Origin of the sequence: Actinomadura luteofluorescens, from assembly GCF_013409365.1 — a bacterium.
Taxonomy (GTDB): domain Bacteria; phylum Actinomycetota; class Actinomycetes; order Streptosporangiales; family Streptosporangiaceae; genus Spirillospora; species Spirillospora luteofluorescens.
On sequence record NZ_JACCBA010000001.1, the window covers coordinates 6,481,162 to 6,498,308 of the forward strand.

Below are 17,147 nucleotides of genomic sequence, written 5' to 3' on the forward strand. Positions count from 1 at the left end.
TAACCGCATGATCTTCGAAGGTCGATGAACCGGCGCCGACGGACGCCTTATCGAGACCGGAACGACGTCAGGGACTGATCGTCTTGGGCTGCCAGGCCCCGCGGAGTGCCGTGACCGGCCCTGCGGGGTGGTGTGTGGTCGGCTCTTTCTGCCGTTTAGGCTCGTCAGCGTGGATTTGGGTGAAGCGGTGCGTATGTGGGATCTGGAGCCGGGGTGGCTGAATACCGCTAGTTACGGTGTGCCGCCTGAGCCGGCGTTCGAGGCGCTGCAGGGGGCGTTGGGCGAGTGGCGCCGGGGGGCCAACGGCTGGGACAAGTGGGACCGGTCCACCGGTCGGGCGCGCAGTGCGTTCGCGCGCCTGGTCGGCGTCGCGGCCGACGACGTGGCCGTGGGGGCCTCCGCCTCGCAGGTGCTGGCCCCGGTGGCGGCCTCGCTGCCGCCCGGCTCGCGCGTCGTCGTCCCCGACATCGAGCAGACCTCGAACCTGTTCCCCTGGCTCGTGCGCGATCTCGACGTGCGCACGGTGCCGCCCGCTGAGCTGCCCCAGGCGATCGACGAGCGCACGGACGCGGTCGCCTTCAGCCTGGTCCAGTCCGCGACGGGCGAGGTCGCCGCCACCGAGGAGGTCGTCGCGGCGGCACGGGCGCACGGCGCGCTCGTCGTGGCCGACGCCACCCAGGCGGTCGGCTGGCTTCCGGTCGACGCGACGGCCTTCGACGTCCTCGCCGTCTCGGCCTACAAGTGGCTGATGTGCCCGCGCGGCACCGCCTTCTGCTACGTGAGCCCAGCCGTGCGCGACCGTATCCGTCCGCTCGCCGCCAACTGGTACGCCGGTGACGGCGACGCCTCCTACGGGCCGCCGCTGCGGCTGGCCAAGGACGCCCGCCGATTCGACATCGCCGCCCCCTGGTTCTCCTATGTCGCGGCCGCCCCGACGCTGGAGCTGCTGCTGGAGATCGGCATCGGCCCGATCCACGACCATGACCTACGGATGGCGAACCGGTTCCGGGCCGGCCTCGGCCTGCCGCCGGGTGACAGCGCGATCGTCACCGTCGCGCGTCCGGACGCGGCCGAGCGGCTCGCGGCGGCGGGTGTCCGGGCGTCCGTCCGCAAGGGGGCGGCACGCCTGGCGTTCCACCTCTACACGACCGAGGCCGACGTGGACACCGCCGTCGCGGCGCTGGCCTGAACGGGTGCGAGACGCAGAGAAGCCCTGGTCATCGTCGCGGTGACCAGGGCTTTTCGTTGGGGTGAGTGAGGGGACTTGAACCCCCGACATCTTGGACCACAACCAAGTGCTCTGCCAGCTGAGCTACACCCACCGTGGCCGGGATCGCTCCCGGCTCCCAGTAGTGTAGCGGCTTCTTCGGGGTGGGTCAGCCGGAGGCGACCTGGGAGGCGATGGCGCGGGCCGTGTCGGAGTCGGGGCCGGGCTGCGGGACGAAGACGGCGGCGCGGTAGTAGCGCAGTTCCTGGATGCTCTCGGTGATGTCGGCGAGGGCGCGGTGGCCGCCCTTCTTCTCGGGGCTGGCGAAGTAGGCGCGCGGGTACCAGCGCCGGGCCAGCTCCTTGATCGAGGAGACGTCCACCATGCGGTAGTGCAGGTGGGAGTCGAGGGCCGGCATGTCGCGGGCGAGGAACGAGCGGTCGGTCGCGATGGAGTTGCCGCACAGGGGGGCCTTCTTGGCGTCCTTCACGTGGCCCTTGATGTACTTGAGGACGACGTCCTCGGCCTCGGCGAGGGTGACGCCGCCGGGGAGCGCTTCCAGCAGGCCCGACGTCGTGTGCATGTCGCGGACGACCTTGGTCATCTGGGTGATCGACTCCGGCGGCGGTTTGATGATCACGTCGACGCCCTCGTCGAGGATGTTGAGCTCGCTGTCGGTGACCAGGGCGGCTATCTCGATGAGCGCGTCCTCACGCAGGTCGAGTCCCGTCATCTCGCAGTCGATCCAGACCAGCCGCTCGTTCATGCACTCACCCTACGGCCATGAACGACTGCGCGGGGCCGCGCGGGCGATCGAATTAGGAGGTCACGCGCCGGGCGATATGTCCGGGGATGGGGATGCCGGGGCGCAGGAGGGGGTCGGGGTCCGGCGCGCCGAAGGTCCGGGTCACGGGCAGGACGCCGGCCCAGACGTCGAGGGCGTAGTCCTCTTCCTCGTCGCCGGGCGGGCCCTGCCGGACCTTCACGGACGCCTCGTCCAGGGAGAGCGCCAGGACGGAGACGCCTGCGAGTTCCTTGCGGTTGGGCTGGCGGGCCACGTCCCACTGGCCCGGGGTGAGCTGCTCGGTGATGACGCGGAGACCGGTCGTCTTCTCCTCTGGGTCGTCGACGAGGCGGGGCGTCCCGAAGACGATGGCGCTGCGGTAGTTGATGGAGTGGTGGAACAGGGAGCGTGCCAGGACGAGGCCGTCAAGGTGGGTGACGGTGACGCAGACGTCCTGGGACGGTCCCTCCCTGAGGCTGCTCGCCCCGGTGGATCCGTGCAGGTAGAGGGTGTCGTCCAGGCGGCCGTAGCCGGTGGGGATGACGCGGGGCGAGCCGTCCACGAGGACGCCGAGGTGGCAGATGATGCCGTCGTCGAGGATCTCGTAGAGGACGGAACGGTCGGTGCTGGAGCGTTCCGGAAGGCGGCCGAGACGGGTGCGGGCGGTTGAGGAGAGCGGGTTCATGTCCGTCTACGCTAGGAGGCGAGTGGCCTGGCGGGTATGGCCACTTGACGCGTATAGCAGGTGACCACTTTGTCGATCGATCTGCCTCTTTCCGTGGAGCGGGACGCTCAGCGGCCGATGAGCGCGCAGCTCGTGGCTCAGTTGCGCGCCGCCATGGGGGAGGGACGGCTCGCCGCGGGCGAGCGGCTTCCGTCCAGTAGGGCCCTTGCCGGTCTGCTCGGTGTCAGCCGCACGGTCGTGACGGAGGCGTACGAGCAGCTCTATGCGGAGGGCTGGCTGGAAGGGCGGCATGGGTCCGGCACGTATGTGACCGAGGGTGTTGCCGCCGCGCCTGTGCCGAGGCCACAGCTGGAGACGAAACCGGCACGGAGGGCCGCGGCCCCTGAGGAGATCGACCTGAGGCCCGGTCTTGCCTGGATCGGGGCACTGGACACACCCGCATGGCGCAGGGCATGGCGGCTCGCTGCTGGGATGCCGCCGCAGCAGCGCCAGGACCCGCACGGTCTGCTCGGCCTACGGGAGGCACTCGCCGACTACATCAGGCGTAGTCGCGGCGTGACCTGTCCCTTGGACGGCCTTCTCATCACGCGTGGAGCGACGAACGGTCTCGATCTGCTTGCCGCGACCGTCCTTCGCCCTGGGGACCGGGTGGGTGTGGAAGAGCCCGGCTATGGCAGAGCGCGCGCGGTCCTGAGGGGACGTGGCGCCGAACTCGTCCCCTGCCCTGTGGACGAGCACGGCCTCGTCGTCGATGCTCTGCCCGACGACCTGCGCATCGTCTACACGACGCCGTCGCACCAGTTCCCGATGGGCGGCGTGCTGCCCGTCCCGCGCAGGCAGGCCCTGCTGGCATGGGCGAGGCGCAACGGGGCGCTCATCGCCGAAGACGACTACGACGGTGAGTTCCGCTACGACGTTGCGCCACTGCCCGCGCTCTACGGACTGGACCCGGACGTCGTCGTCTACCTGGGCACGACCGCCAAGATCCTCACCGCGGACATGGGCGTCGGCTGGCTCGGAGGCCGGCCCGATCTGGTGGCGCAGGTGGCGCTCCGGAGGGAGGAGCTGAACGACCGCACCGCCGTGGTGCCGCAGGACGCGCTGAGACTCCTCCTGGAACGGGGTGACCTGGACAGATACGTCCGCCGGATGCGCGGGGAGTACGCGCGGCGCCGCGAGGTGGTGGTGCGGGCGCTGGACGGCCTGCCCCTGCGCGGCGACACGGCCGGCCTGCACCTCGTGGTGGACGTCCCGGAGGCGGCGGCCGCGCGCGCCGCGGGCGAGGCGGCCCGGCGCGGCGTCGTGGTGGAGACGCTGGAGCGCCACCACATGGGCCCGGTGCGCGCCTCGGGCCTGGTGATCGGCTACGGCTCCGCCGCGACCCTGGCCGAGCTGCGCGAGGGGTGCGAGATCGTCCGGACGCTCGCCGGGTAGCGCGTCAGTTGGACAGGGGGCCGACCGGGACGGGCTCCGACGCGGGCTGCAGCGGACCGGGACGCGCGGGCGCCGCGTCGCCCGGCGCCGGACGGACGGTCTCGGGCGCGCGGGAGCGCGGCGGGACCAGCCGGGGGCCGGTGGGGGTGCCGGGAAGGCGGTGCTTCGGGATGGGGGCGACCGGGGTGTCGGGCCCGGTGATGCGCCGGATGTCGATCCCGCCGGGGTCGGGGCGGTCCAGGAGCGGCACCTGGGACGCGCCATAGTGCCCGCCGCGCGCCCAATCCCTGCGGCTGCGCTGCGCGTGGTAGGACTGCGGCGATGGCAGCGGAGGGCCGGCGGGCCAGCGCCGCGCGACGCCCCACGCGTCCAGCCACTGGACGATCGCCTCGACGCCGGCGAGCGGCGAGCCGGTGAACGGCGACCGCGACTGGCCGACCACCATGATCTGCGCGCAGACGCGGCCCTCCGTCCCGAGGGCGCCGCCGAGCAGCCGGGCCGCGCGGGTGATGGGCAGGAGCTGGACGATCTCGCCGGTGCCCGGGTGCCACACCAGGTGGGCCGGGCGGTTCTCCTTCAGCAGGTCGGCGGCCACCGAGCGCGCGGAGACCCGGTGCGGGTCGTGCTCCTCGGCGCACCAGACGACGCGGGGAGCACCTCCCCGCAACGCTCCGCCATCGTTCGGTGCCGCTATGCGGCCGGCTCTTGGCAGCCATGCGTCTGCCACGGTGCGTCCCCCCCAATCGGGCGGTTTGACCCCCGAGTGGTCTTAGTTACTTCTCTTAGCCCAGCGAGACCGATAAGTCCAGCTCGCCGCATCGTGGCGGGATGGCGGCTGACGTCCCGGCCGACCGGGTTCGTTCCGGTTCCATCGGGTGTGGCGGCAGACGGGCACCCCGCGTGTCCGAGCATTCCACCTTGTGTCACCTTTTTCCTCCCGGGAGTTCGGTCGAGTTGCTCACGCTGGGCGGAAGAGAGGCTGAGGCTCCCCGCGTTCGCGCAGGTCAGGGTCGAGTCTGAAAATCGGATTACCGCCGGTTGGAAGTCGGCCGGAAGTGGCCGGGGCACCACGGGCCGCGCGGCGGTACGGGGGTGGGGTTCACGGCCCTGGCCGAGCCGCGTTCTAATAGGGCCTCATGACCGTTGACGCAGAACTGCCCGCCGGGGTGCCCGGCATCGACGTCCCCCGGCTGGCGGCCTGGCTGGCCCGTGAGCTGCCCGGATCGGGACGGATCAGCGCGATCGACCTGATCGCGGGCGGGCGGTCGAACCTCACGTACGGCATCACCCTGGACGGCGGCCGCCGCGTCGTGCTGCGCCGGCCGCCGCTCGGCCACGTCCTGCCGACGGCGCACGACATGGGCCGCGAGTACCGCGTGCTGTCGGCCCTCGGCCGCGGGACGGCGGTGCCGGTGCCGGCGATGCTGGCCTTCTGCGACGACGAGGACGTCATCGGCGCCCGCTTTTACCTCATGGACTTCGTCGAGGGGCGCGTCCTGCGCACCCGGGAGGACGCCGCCGACATCACCCCCGAGCAGGCGCGCGGCCTCAGCGACGCGCTGGCCGAGGCGCTCGCCGCGATCCACACGGTCGACGTGGAGGCCGTCGGGCTGGGGGACTTCGGGCGCCCGAGCGGCTACATGGAGCGCCAGCTCAATCGCTGGGGCAAGCAGTGGGACAGCTCGCAGGAGGCCGTCCGCGCGACCGGCGCCACCCGTGACCTGCCGGAGTACGACCGGCTCGTCGCGCGGCTGGCCGAGAGGCTGCCGGCCGACGCCCCCGCCCGGCTGGTCCACGGCGACTTCCGGCTCGACAACGCGCTGGCCCGGCTGGAGCCGCGCCCGGAGATCGCGGCCGTCGTCGACTGGGAGATGTCGACGCTCGGCGACCCGCTGTCGGACCTCGGTCTGACGCTCGTCTACTGGGCGGAGGCGGCCGACGCCGAGCAGCTCCCGGTGGGCGCCACGATCACCTCCGCGCCCGGCTTCCTCACGCGCCGCGAGTTCGCCGGACGGTACGCCGATCTGACCGGCTTCGACCTCGCCGACCTCGACTTCTACGTCGCGTTCGCGTGCTTCAAGCTCGCGGTCATCCTGGAGGGCATCCACGCCCGCTACCTGCAGAACGCGACGGTCGGCGAGGGCTTCGACCAGATCGGCGGCGGCGTGCCGCTGCTGCTGGAGCGCGCCCACCGCACGCTCGACGCGGGCTCGGTCTGGTAGGGGGCCCGCTCAGCAGCGGTAGGTGACCGTCGCCGAGGCGCCGGAGGAGAACGACACCGTCCCGGTCTGGCTGCCCCAGCAGAACCCGGAGGCGCGCGAGACCTGCACGCCGCCGCTCCGCCCCGCGTCGAGGTGGCCGGAGCCGCCCGCCCTGACGGGCCCGGACGTGCCGGTCACCTGCCAGTTCACGTAGCCGCCCACGGCGGTGACCGTGACGGTGCAGGAGTCGTTCCTGCCCATGTCGCAGCCGCTCACCGACAGGGTGCCTGCCTTGGGCGGCCGCGGCGCGCTGGTCGTGGGCGGCGCCGGCGGCCTGCTCGTCGTCGGGGGCTTGGACGCGCTCTTGGACGCCGTCGGCGACGGCGACTTCGACGGCGACTTCGACTCGGTCGGGGACGCCGTCGGCGACGTCGGGGACGACGGGTCGGTCGGGATCGGCTCCGGCGGGGCCGAGGAGCCGGGCGGGGTGCTGCCGCCGGGGGTCACGGGGCTGGTCGCCGCCGCGTTCGACCGGTCGTCCCCGCCGCCCAGCCACGCCATCCCGCCGGCGAACAGCACCAGGACGCCGACGCCGACCGCGACGGCGGCGAGCAGCGGCCCGCGCCGGCGTCCGGGCGCGCGGTCCCGGGCGCGCGGGGCGGTCGGCTGGTAGGGGAGCGGCCAGCCGTACTCGTCGAACGGCTCGGTCCAGGCGGCGATGGCGCGGCGGTTCCCGGCCCGGTCCTCGGCGGTCGCGGCGGTCAGCACGTCCAGCCGCAGGTCGGCGGGGATCGCCGCGATCGGCAGCACCGACAGCAGCCGGTCCGGCGGCAGCGGCGGCGTCTCCCGCGCCCCGCACACCGGGCAGTTCTCCACGTGCCGGACGAGCGCCGTCGAGGTCTGCGGGGACAGCGGCCACGACTCGGTCAGCGCCGCGACGCTCGGGCAGTCCTTCCAGTGGTTCTGCGCGATGAGGGACGCGTGCAGCGCGGCGGCGAGGTCCTCGCGGGCCTTCTGCGCCAGGGCGAGCGTCTCCTCCAGCGGCATGCCGAAGATGCCGGACAGGTCCACCTCGTCGAGCTCGTGGCGGACCGACAGGTCGATGGCCTCGCGCTGCCGCCCGTTGAGCGCGGCGAGCGCGCTGTGCGCGAGCAGCCGGCGCTCCTCGCGGCGGGCGAGCTGCTCCTGCGTCAGCTCGTCCTCGGCCTCCGGGGCCTCCTGCCCGGTGTGCCGGTTCGGGCTGTCGCGGCGCCGCATGCACTCCTTGCGGGCGATCGCGTACAGCCAGCCGCGCAGACGCGCCGGCTCGGTGAGCCGGTCCACGTGCTCGCGGGCGCTGATGACGACGTTGCGCAGGGCCCCCGACGCCTCGACGCGGTCGCGCAGCAGGCCGTGGCAGTAGTCGTAGAGGAAAGGCGCGTAGGTGTCGTAGACCTCGGTCAGCGCGATGACGTCCCCGGCTCGCAGCGAGTCCGCCAGCCTGAGGTCGTCATTCTGCGCGGCCCCTGGCTCACCGGCCACGGGATCCCTCCCAGTCGAAATCGGTGTTCACGATCTGCCCCCGACGAGTCCCGACGCGCGTCGGCCGACTCAGGTTGCCTGATCTTGCCACCAAGTTGCTGGAATTTCTCCCATATGGGTGGATTTAAGTGACGAATCCGGTACGCCCCGTGGCCGTATCGCCTTGTGGGACGCCCCTCCCGCCATGGAAGTGATCTAGGTCACTTCCACGCTCAGCCGGGGCCCTGGCCGCCGTCCTCCGGCTGGCAGGACAGCGTCACGGTGCGCACGTCCCCGGTGGAGAAGCTGACCGTCCCGGAGCCGCCGGGCGGGGTGCAGGTGCCGCTGACGCGGGCGTAGCCGGCCTGGCCGCTGCGCAGCGTGCCGCCGCCGCTGGCGCTGAGCCCGCCGGACGCGCCCGTGACCGACCAGGTGGCCGTCCCGCCGACGGCCCGCACGGTGATGGTGCAGCTCCCCGGGCCCGGGCCCTGGATGGTGCAGGTGCCGATCGACAGCCGTCCGGGCTTCGGCTGGGTACGGGTCGCGGTCGGACGGGGCGTGCGCGACGGCGTGCGCGTTCTCGTCGGGGTCGGCGTCGGCGAGGTGGTCGTCGGCGTCGGGGTGGCCGACCGCGTGGGCGTCGGGGTGTCGGACGGCTCCTGCGACTCCTCGGGGGAGGACGGCGAGACGGTGGACGCCGACGTCGTGTCCGAGGGCCCCTGCGCCGCGGTCGGCTTGCCCGACGAGCCGGACATCAGGTAGTACGCCGCGGCGACGACCACGATGACGGCGGCGGCCGCGGCCAGCGCGGCCCACACCCCGCGCTGGCCGCCGCCTCCTCCGGGCGCGGCCCGGACGGGCTCCTGCTCGACCATGGAGGGCCAGCCCCAGTCGTCGAACGGCTCGGCCGCGTGCGCGACGGCGTCGCGGTCGGGCGCCAGCGCCGGGTCGGTGGCGGTCGCCATGACGAGCCCGCGCAGGTCGTTCGGCATCATCGCGACCGGCAGCACCCGCATGAGCCGCGCCGCCGAGACGCTGCGGTCGCACCGGGGGCCGCAGACGCCGCACGACCGGATGTGGTGGACGAGCCTGTCCACGACCGGCGGCGGGAGCGGCCATCCGGCTTCGTCGGCGATCGCCGCGGCCTCGGGGCAGTCGTCGCGTCCCAGCCGGGCGATGTAGGCGGCGGCGAGGGAGTCGTCCAGGAAGGCGCGGGCCTCGGCGGTCAGCTCCGCCGCCTGCCCCGCGTCCATGCCGAGGACGCCGCCGATCTCGCCGGCGTCCAGGCCGTGCCGCAGCATGAGGTCGAGCGACTCGCGCTCGCGTCCGCGCAGGCCGGAGAGGGCGGCGTGGACGAGCCGCCGGGCCTCCTGGCGCCGGGCGAGTTCCGCGTCGTCCAGGAAGCCGTCCTCGACCTCGGGCGCCTCGTGGCGCTGGGCGGGACGGTCCGGGTCGCGCAGCCGCCGCATGCACTCGTTGCGGACGAGCGCGTACGCCCAGCCGCGGAAGCGGTCGGGTTCGCGCAGGCGGGGCACGTGCGCGTAGGCGGCGATGAGCGCGTCGTGGAGCGCGCCCGCCGCCTGGTCCTGGTCGCGCAGCAGTGCGTGGCAGTAGTCGTACAGGCGGGCCGCGTAGCGGTCCATCACCTGGATGAGGGCGCTTGGATCGCCTGCCGCCAGCGTCCGCGCCAGACGCTCGTCGTCGGCGCGGTCGAGACTGGGCCAACCGGACACGAAGTCCTCCCGCGGGCTGTGCTGGGAATCCACGTCCGGGGCGTCCGGGACGCCGGGGACGGGCTGGAAGATCTCAGAGGGAGCGGTTCGCTCTCCCGGCCCCGGGTCGGTCGTCCGACCGGCGGCCGCCTCCCCGTCACGGGCCAGGGAGGGAAGAAGGTCGGAGGCCCGACGGCCCCGCTCCCCGTCGGGCCTCCACATAGATTGACGGCCGAATCCGGCGCCCGGTTGACATGGATTTCAGGGAAAAATCAAGAACTACCTGACGCATCCGGAAGATCACCGAGTGGTGATCACTGGATCCGGCGGGAGAGCATCTTCAGGAAGATCTTGGAGATCTCGCCGGGCGTCATGGCGATCTGCACGTTGCCGTTCGTCGCCTCGGCGATCTGCTCCAGCTCGCCGCGGTCCACGCCCTTGCCGAAACCGATCATGTTCACCTGGATCGGCTTGTTCGGGTCCTGCATGTCCTTCAGCTGCTTCAGCGTGTCCTGCAGCGACGGACCGTCCGGATCGTCGTTCTTGCCGTCGGTGAGCAGCAGGATCGAGTTGCCGAACTCCGGCTTGTAGGAGTCGTTCATGCTCTTGTACGCGGCCAGCATCGTCCGGTAGAGGCCGGTGTCGCCGTCCGGCTTCGGCTTCATCTGGTTCAGCGTGGACAGGACGAGGCCGCGCCGCGTGTTGGACCCGATCCGGTCGCCGAGGGCGCCGACCGGCACCGTCTCCTTGTAGGGCGTCTTGCCGTTCATGTTCGTCGAGAACAGCCACTGGCCGAGCTCGGTGTCGTTGGACATCATGCTGAGCCCGCCCTGCGACACCTGCGCGATGGCCTGGAGGCGGTTGACGTTCGGCCCGACCTTCTCGGCCATCGACCCGGACACGTCGATCAGCGTCAGCATGCGCAGGCCGAGCGACAGCTTCGACCACGCCTGCATGACCTTCGCGACGTCCTCGCTCTTCGGCGCGGGCAGCTGCCGCGGCCGGGCCGGGCTGACGCCGGCCGCCTCGCCGAACCCGGGCGGCGCCTTGCCGTCGGTCGCCCGGAACCCGGCGTCGAGGACGTCCTTGCGGGTCGCCTCGGTCCGCATCGCCTGTTCGAGCAGGCGGGCGGCCTTCCGCTGGGCGTCGCCCTTGGCGGTGACGGTGAACGGGTAGTCCATCGACAGCGTGCCCTCGATGGGGTACAGCGCGACGGCGGGCTCGGCGGGCCTGCTCCGGTTGTAGGAGTAGAGCGACTGCTCCGACGACAGCGAGATGGGCTGCTTGCCGGTGCGGTCCTTGCGGAAGTGCTCGAACTCCGCCTTGACGTTGGGGACGGTGCTCTCCCGGACGGTCCGGACGATGCCGGTGAAGATCGAGTCGCGGTTCGGGTCGTTCGCCAGCAGAGTGCTCGTGACCATCAGTGAGCCCATGCCCGCGGCGTTCCTCATCGGGTCGGGCACGACGAGCCGCACCGATCCCGCCGGGATCATCTGGTTCTTGGTGACGGCGCCGCCCGCGACGCCGCCCGCGGCCTTCAGCAGGTTGTCCCACGACGGGCTGGCGGTGATGCCCTGCTTCTTCAGCTCCAGCGCGAGCGTCCGCGGCAGCCCCACCACGATCGGGCTCGTCGCGAGCGAGGTCTTGGTGGACACGACGCCGCTCTTGTCGCCGCCGTCGCCCTCGGTCCGCGCCAGCGAGATCCACAGGGACGAGTCGGGGATCCACACGTCCGGCCGGTCGTCCGCCACGGCCTGCCCGGACAGCAGCGTCGTCACCGCGGAGGGCTCGACCCTCTTCACGGTCGCCTTGACGCACTTGCCGTCGACCTTGTGCTTGCCGTCGTTGAACCGTCCGGCGGCCTTCTCCACGACCGGCGCGATGTCGAGGGCGGACGCCACGGAGAGGTTCATCGCGTCGTCCCCGGAGCAGCCGCCGCCGCTCTCGGCGAACGCGTAGACGCCCACGCCGAGCAGCACGGCCAGGCCCACGGCACCGGCCATCGGCCCGATCAGCGCGGTCGCGCTGCGCTTGCGCCTGCGGCGCCCGTACTCGTAGCCGCCCGAGCCGCTGCCGTAACCCCCCGAGCCGCCGGAACCACCCGAACCGCCGGAACCGCCTCCGTACCCGCCGGAGTCGCCCGGCCCTCCGGAACCGCCGAAGAACCCGGCCTGGCCGCCGTCCGACCTGCTGATGGCGTCGTACTCGCTGTAACCCGTCCCGGCCAGCGGCGAGGACGCCGGGGGAGGCCCCTGCGGGGACGCGGTCCTCGGCTCCTCGCCGTACCGGGCCTGCCCGTAGACCGGCTCCTCGGACGAGGTGCGGGGCGTGAACCACTCGGGCGTCTCGCCGGACGCGCCCGGCGCCATGCCGGGCGGGGCGCCCTGCGGGCCCGCCTGGGGCTGGGCGAGCGGCTGGCCCTGACCGTCCCGTCCTCCGAACCAGTCGGACGACCCGTCGTTGGCCGGGCCGAAGACGGGGGTCGACGGGTCGTACCCGCCTTCGCCCGTCCCTTCGGGGAAGTCATTGCGATGACGTCCGCTCACGGCTGCCCTCGATTCACCTGAAACCCGCCAATGTTCCCCGGCACTGTAGTAGTACGCCCCAGAGGTTACAAAGGACTCAAAACTGATGATGACGCAGGTCATGAGCGTGAGCCCCGACGAACCTGGCAGCGCGCGCGGCCGCCGAGCCCAGCGGTCGGAGGGGTAAGAGCGTACGCGAATCCCTCTCTAGAACCGGATTCAGAAGCCTCCCGCGGCCGGATCCGGCCGCCGCGCGGCCCGGGCACCGGGCGCCCGGCGGCAGACTTGGGAGATGGCCAGCCTGATCCCCGTCTCCGACCCCGCCGACCCGCGCCTCGCGGACTACGTCCGCCTCCGCGACGTCAACCTCCGCAAGAGCCTGGAGGCCGAGCACGGGCTGTTCGTCGCCGAGGGGGAGAAGGTGATCCGCCGCGCGGTCGGCGCCGGCCACCCCGTCCGCTCGCTGCTGACGTCCCCCCGCTGGACCGGGCCGCTGGCCGACCTGCTGGACGGCGTGGACGCCCCCGCCTACCTGGTCGACGACGCCACCATGGAATCGATCACAGGCTTCCAGGTGCACCGCGGCGCCCTGGCCTCCCTGGAGCGCCTCCCGCTCCCGTCCGTCGACGCCGTCCTCGCCACGGCGCGCCGCGTCGTCCTCTGCGAGGACATCGTCGACCACACCAACGTGGGCGCCATCTACCGGTGCGCGGCGGCGTTGGGGATCGACGCGATCGTCCTGTCGCCGCGGTGCGCCGACCCCCTCTACCGGCGCGCGGTCAAGGTCTCGATGGGCGCGGTCTTCGCGATCCCGTACGCCCGCATGACCAACTGGCACGACGACCTCGGCAAGCTGCGGGCGGCGGGGTTCACCCTCCTGGCCCTCACCCCCGACCAGACGGTCACACCGCTGGACGAGGTGCCCATCGGCGACCGCGCCGCGCTCATGCTCGGCTCGGAGGGGGACGGCCTGTCCTCCCACTGGCTGGACGAGGCCGACGAGCGCGTGTGCATCCCCATGAGCGCGCAGGCCATGGCCAACGGGGTCGACTCGCTGAACGTCACCGCGGCCGCCGCGATCGCCTGCCACGCCCTGATGCGCTAGCGGGGCCGTCCGAAGGCCGGAAGCGAAAGGTGCGGCCCTCCCGCGCTGCCAGCGCAGGAGGGCCGCACCCGGACGGTCGGTCGCGGACGGTCAGTCGCGGAAGGTCGCGCTGTGGATGTCCACCGGGTTGGCGGCCTGGCCGGTGGCCACGCCGTAGACGGCCACGAAGGCCGAGCCGGTCGAGACCAGGCCGGTGTAGTCACCGAGCATGCGGCCCGAGCTCGTCGACGGCACCGTGCGCGCGTCGAACGGGCCCTCGATGTGACGCTCGCGCCAGGACCCGGACTTCGCGCAGTCCGCCGCGCAGGTCACGGCCCAGAAGTCGGTGGGGAGGGTGGCGGCGGACGTGTTGTTCCGGAAGTCGTAGTAGGTGACCGCCACGGTGCCGCCGGGGGACACGGCGATCGCCGGGACCGCGGCCGAGCCGGTGGGCGTCCTGTCCACCCGGACCGGGGCCGACCAGGTCTTCCCGTTGTCCGCGGACCGCGCGTACGCGACGTGGAAGGTGCCGTCGGCGGCCTGGTTCTGCCAGACCGCGTTCACCGTCCTGCCGCCCGGCCGGGCCGCCAGCAGCGGGAGCGTCGCGTTGCGCACCGGGTCGCCCGAGCCGTCGGGGTCGGGGATCTTGGTGCCCACGGCGAACGGCGCCGCCACGTTCAGGGTCGGCGCGGACCACGTGTCGCCGCCGTCGGTCGAGCGGACGACCTGCGTGGCCGCTGTGGTGGTGGTCTCGTGGTGCATGCCGATCAGCAGCGTCCCGTCGGCCATGGGGACCAGCTCGGTGCCGATGACGCCGCTGTTGGCCGGGAAGTCGTACACCTTCTTCGTGGTCCAGGTGCGCCCGTCGTCGGTCGACTTCGCCAGGTAGACCGGCTGCACCCAGTCCCCGTTCGCCTGGGTGTCGACCCGGTCCCACACCGCGTAGACCGTGCCCGGGTGGTACGGGTCGGCGGTGATCGCCGGACGGTCGTTGAAGAACCGCGGGTCGTCGTCGCGCTGCAGGGTCACCGGGGCGCCCCAGTGCACGCCGCCGTCGCCGGACCGCGACACCAGGATCGCCGTCGTCTCGCCGGTGCGCGAGAGCGAGAACGACGCGGCCACCGCGGCGCCGGACGGCGTCATCGTGACCCAGTGGTCCGTCGTGACGTCGTAGTCCCCGCCGTTCGCCGCGGTACCGCCATCGCACCGGGAGAACGCGGGCTGGTCCGCCGACGGGCGCCAGGTCGCGCCGTAGTCGTCGGACACCGCGCCGGCGGTCCCGTTGCCGCCGTACCGGTTCCACCTGTCCTGCTGGTACATCGTGACGAGGTGCCACGGCCGCTTCGGATCGCGCGCCACCATGGGCTGGACCTCGGTGTTCGGGTTCAGGACGTAGCCGTCACCCTCGGGCAGCCCGCAACCCGGCGGGAGCGCGCTGGTGCCCGACACCGGCACCACGCGGGCGGGACCGGGTCCGTCCGCCGAGGCGGACTGGACCGTGAAGGTGAAGGCGAACACGATGGCCGCCGCGACCATGGCCGACCTGGAACGTCGTTTCAACGTGCCTTCCTCATCCTCGATGGGGGGTCTTGCGGGGGACGCCGCCACCTCGCGGGCGGCGCGTTCCCGGCAGGCGCCCAACAGCACGGCCGACAGTACAGCTCAAGATCGACTTCTAAGGGCCGCTTCCGTTCGGCGCACCCCTTTGCCCGCGGCGACGCCGGCCCGGTCATGCGCATTGGACATCGTCCAAGCTGGTGACCGGATGAGTATGCCGATCAGCCAAAAATAAGGACATCCCTAAATAGGATTCCGGCCAATCCGAATATGAAGGCCGGAGGCGGCGGCAAGGGCCTGTCCCGGAGTCGTCTCGGCCACGCGCGCGAACGCGTGAGCTGCCCGGTGGAGCGAAGCCGGAGGCGAGCGGAACCGGGCAGATCGCGAAGCGATGCCGCGTTCGCCCAGGCCAGGTCACGCAGCGAGCCGCAAGGCGAGCGAAGTGGGCCGGGACTGTTGAAACACAGCCGCCAGGCGAGCGCAGTGGGCCGGGACTGTTGAAAACACGCCCTAGGCGACGGCGGCCTCGTCGTCCCGGTCGGCCAGGAGCCGGGCCAGCCGCTCCCTTTCCATGAACGCCCAGTCTTCCGGGTCGTCCTCCCAGTCGACGCGCTCGTCGATGTCGAGGCCGGCCATGAACTCCTCGTGGAGGCCGGACGGGTTCTGCCGGACCGGGTCGGAGAACTGCCACACCTCCACCGCGGCCCTCAGGTCGCCGCGGTCGGCCAGCAGCTCGGCGAGCCGCCGCGTCGTCGGCGCGGCGTCGCCGTAGGCGCGGCCCCATACGTCCAGTGCGGCTGCCAGGTCGCCGTGCTTCGCCAGTAGCTCGCCCAGGCGTCCGGCCGCGTCCCGGTCGCCGGCCTCCGCTCGGGCGCGCAGCTCAACGATCTCGTCCTGGTTCGGTACGTCACCGTTTGTCCGAATTTCCATTACCGGTCACCTCTTCCGGGGGCAGCAAGGGCGCTGGCAAGGAACAGCCGCTTCGGAAAAGTAACCATTCCAGAGAGCCTCAAACCGCTTCCGACCGGGGAGTCGCCGGGACGCCCTCCCGATTCCTGGAGGATGCTCGCGCGGTCGCCGCCGTTTCACGGGGCATGCCGGACGCCCGCCGACGATCGGCAGGGCGCGCAACGCGAACCGGGGTATTCGCTCGCTTTGGAACGGGCCCGCCGGTGCCGCGCCGCCGCGCGGCGGGCAAGGACTTCCTCGCCCTCCATCAGTTTCGCCGGGCGGCGTCCCGGGCCGGCCCGGCCTCTTGATGTCACCGAGCGCGCGTATTTCCGGTCGCGTTCTCCGGCGACTCGGAAGGGCGGTTGTGAGATTCTCTGCCGAAGTCGCGCCGTTTCCAGGGCCGTTCCCGACGCGGTGTGGAGTCGCCGGCGGCGTCCCGGAGTCACCGGCCGAACATGCCGCCCCGCGGTCGCCGGTGCGTTCCCCGCGGCCGCTTCGGGGCCCCGGCGGGCACCCGGCGGCGGCCGAGGCGCAGCTGCGTCAGCAGCAGCGAGAACGCCACCAGCAGCGCCGCCAGCCACGCGATCTGCGTGCTGGCCATTCGCTCGAACGTCAGATCCTGCGCGACGGGTGCCTGGTTGCCCTGGAGCCGGCTCTGCGGCGCCGCCGCCCCCGGGTCCGCGCTGGGCGCGACGGACGGGCTGGGCGCCTGGATGGACGGCAGCGCCACCTGCGGGTTCTGCGGCTCGAACGAGGAATTGGGCGACGTCTGCACGGACCCGCCCGTCCCCCCGCCGTTGCCGGTCCCGTTCCCGGAGGAGCCGCTTCCCCCGCCGGACCCGCCGTGCGACGTCCCCGAGGACGAGGTCCGCGACGCCGTGGGCGACGGCGTGGTGGGCTTGCGCGACGGCGACTTCGTGGGCGTCTTCGTAGGCGTGGGGGTCGGGGTGGGCGTCTTCGTAGGCGGCTTCGTCGGGACGACGTACTTGAACGTCGTCCTCCCGGTCGCGGGGGAGAGGTCGGTCGCGTCGACGGTCACGATGATCGTGTAGACCGCCGTCTCCTTCGGCCCCTCCTTCGGGACCGTCACGTGCGACCTGACGGGCGCGCCGCTCTTCCCGGCGGCCAGATCCCCGACGGTGCACCCCGCCGACTCGAACGGCGCGCCGCAGTCACCGGTCACCGTCGTGCCCTCGAGGGTCGCCGTGACGTTGGTGACCTTGATGTTCGCGATGTCGCCGCCGACGGCCGTGACCGTCGTCGTGACGTCGAGCGAGTCACCGGGATCCAGCTTCACCGCCGTCGAGGCGACGTTCACCTGGAGCCTGCCCGTCGCGGGGGACGCGGGATCCGACCCAGAGGGGGAGGGCGTGGCCTCGGCCACCGCGGACGCGCCGCCGGCGGCGAGGATGGCCGCCGTGCCGAGCCCAACAAAGATCGGTTTCACCGTCGCTCGGCAGATCACTGCCGCCGCACCTCCGTCGCGTCGCCGTTGAGCGCTTCCGTC

General features: G+C 72.5%; 13 protein-coding genes and 1 tRNA gene. 4 read left to right on the top strand and 10 right to left on the bottom strand.

All coding sequences use genetic code 11. The features are described 5' to 3' along the window. Window positions 1-238: 238 nt before the first annotated feature. Window positions 239-1,189 (top strand): aminotransferase class V-fold PLP-dependent enzyme, encoded by a 951-nt coding sequence (locus BJY14_RS30240; RefSeq protein WP_312879475.1) that lies wholly within the window; start codon window positions 239-241, stop codon window positions 1,187-1,189. Window positions 1,190-1,246: 57 nt separating this feature from the next. On the opposite strand, the gene BJY14_RS30245 is transcribed toward BJY14_RS30240, so the two are convergent. From BJY14_RS30245 to BJY14_RS30255, 3 genes are all read right to left on the bottom strand, one after another. Then, window positions 1,247-1,322 (bottom strand) — tRNA-His (locus BJY14_RS30245). A 54-nt stretch (window positions 1,323-1,376) separates the two neighbouring features. Next, window positions 1,377-1,973, bottom strand: coding sequence for an oligoribonuclease (orn, locus tag BJY14_RS30250; RefSeq protein ID WP_179846722.1), 597 nt, complete (start codon window positions 1,971-1,973; stop codon window positions 1,377-1,379). Between the two features lie 52 nt (window positions 1,974-2,025). Next, complete coding sequence (locus BJY14_RS30255) at window positions 2,026-2,676, bottom strand: pyridoxamine 5'-phosphate oxidase family protein (protein ID WP_179846723.1); 651 nt, start codon at window positions 2,674-2,676, stop codon at window positions 2,026-2,028. Between the two features lie 117 nt (window positions 2,677-2,793). On the opposite strand from BJY14_RS30255, the gene pdxR reads away from it, so the two are divergent. Continuing rightward, window positions 2,794-4,110, top strand: a complete 1,317-nt coding sequence (pdxR, locus tag BJY14_RS30260; protein ID WP_179846724.1) for a MocR-like pyridoxine biosynthesis transcription factor PdxR — start codon at window positions 2,794-2,796, stop codon at window positions 4,108-4,110. 4 nt (window positions 4,111-4,114) lie between these two features. Here pdxR and BJY14_RS30265 read toward each other — a convergent pair whose 3' ends face one another. Next, window positions 4,115-4,777 carry a hypothetical protein gene (locus BJY14_RS30265; RefSeq protein WP_246396166.1) on the bottom strand — a complete coding sequence of 221 codons (663 nt, stop codon included), beginning with the start codon at window positions 4,775-4,777 and terminating at the stop codon, window positions 4,115-4,117. A gap of 469 nt (window positions 4,778-5,246) precedes the next feature. Here BJY14_RS30265 and BJY14_RS30270 point away from each other — a divergent pair, with 469 nt between their 5' ends. Next, a complete protein-coding gene (locus tag BJY14_RS30270; RefSeq protein WP_179846725.1) occupies window positions 5,247-6,332 on the top strand; it encodes a phosphotransferase family protein in 1,086 nt (361 codons plus the stop codon). A gap of 9 nt (window positions 6,333-6,341) precedes the next feature. On the opposite strand, the gene BJY14_RS30275 is transcribed toward BJY14_RS30270, so the two are convergent. From BJY14_RS30275 to BJY14_RS30285, 3 genes are all read right to left on the bottom strand, one after another. Then, the gene (locus tag BJY14_RS30275; protein WP_179846726.1) at window positions 6,342-7,832 is read right to left on the bottom strand and encodes an RNA polymerase sigma factor; all 1,491 of its coding nucleotides are present in this window, start codon (window positions 7,830-7,832) and stop codon (window positions 6,342-6,344) included. 212 nt (window positions 7,833-8,044) lie between these two features. After that, on the bottom strand, window positions 8,045-9,544 hold the full coding sequence (locus BJY14_RS30280) for an RNA polymerase sigma factor (RefSeq protein ID WP_179846727.1): 1,500 nt from the start codon (window positions 9,542-9,544) through the stop codon (window positions 8,045-8,047). 293 nt (window positions 9,545-9,837) lie between these two features. Beyond that, window positions 9,838-12,069 carry a substrate-binding domain-containing protein gene (locus BJY14_RS30285; RefSeq protein WP_179846728.1) on the bottom strand — a complete coding sequence of 744 codons (2,232 nt, stop codon included), beginning with the start codon at window positions 12,067-12,069 and terminating at the stop codon, window positions 9,838-9,840. Window positions 12,070-12,340: 271 nt separating this feature from the next. On the opposite strand from BJY14_RS30285, the gene BJY14_RS30290 reads away from it, so the two are divergent. Then, window positions 12,341-13,153, top strand: coding sequence for a TrmH family RNA methyltransferase (locus tag BJY14_RS30290; protein WP_179846729.1), 813 nt, complete (start codon window positions 12,341-12,343; stop codon window positions 13,151-13,153). A 90-nt stretch (window positions 13,154-13,243) separates the two neighbouring features. On the opposite strand, the gene BJY14_RS30295 is transcribed toward BJY14_RS30290, so the two are convergent. The 3 genes from BJY14_RS30295 to BJY14_RS30305 form a co-directional block, all read right to left on the bottom strand. Continuing rightward, window positions 13,244-14,692: a sialidase family protein gene (locus BJY14_RS30295; RefSeq protein ID WP_179846730.1), complete on the bottom strand. Its 1,449-nt coding sequence runs from the start codon at window positions 14,690-14,692 to the stop codon at window positions 13,244-13,246. 507 nt (window positions 14,693-15,199) lie between these two features. Continuing rightward, complete coding sequence (locus tag BJY14_RS30300; RefSeq protein ID WP_179846731.1) at window positions 15,200-15,619, bottom strand: hypothetical protein; 420 nt, start codon at window positions 15,617-15,619, stop codon at window positions 15,200-15,202. Between the two features lie 463 nt (window positions 15,620-16,082). After that, complete coding sequence (locus BJY14_RS30305) at window positions 16,083-17,087, bottom strand: hypothetical protein (RefSeq protein WP_179846732.1); 1,005 nt, start codon at window positions 17,085-17,087, stop codon at window positions 16,083-16,085. Between the last annotated feature and the right edge of the window lie 60 nt (window positions 17,088-17,147).

Coding starts and splice junctions, on each gene's coding strand:
- orn (WP_179846722.1), bottom strand. CDS start 1,973: ATGAACGAGCGGCTGGTCTGGATCGACTGCGAGATGACGGGACTCGAC.
- BJY14_RS30255 (WP_179846723.1), bottom strand. CDS start 2,676: ATGAACCCGCTCTCCTCAACCGCCCGCACCCGTCTCGGCCGCCTTCCG.
- pdxR (WP_179846724.1), top strand. CDS start 2,794: ATGAGCGCGCAGCTCGTGGCTCAGTTGCGCGCCGCCATGGGGGAGGGA.
- BJY14_RS30270 (WP_179846725.1), top strand. CDS start 5,247: ATGACCGTTGACGCAGAACTGCCCGCCGGGGTGCCCGGCATCGACGTC.
- BJY14_RS30290 (WP_179846729.1), top strand. CDS start 12,341: ATGGCCAGCCTGATCCCCGTCTCCGACCCCGCCGACCCGCGCCTCGCG.
- BJY14_RS30300 (WP_179846731.1), bottom strand. CDS start 15,619: ATGGAAATTCGGACAAACGGTGACGTACCGAACCAGGACGAGATCGTT.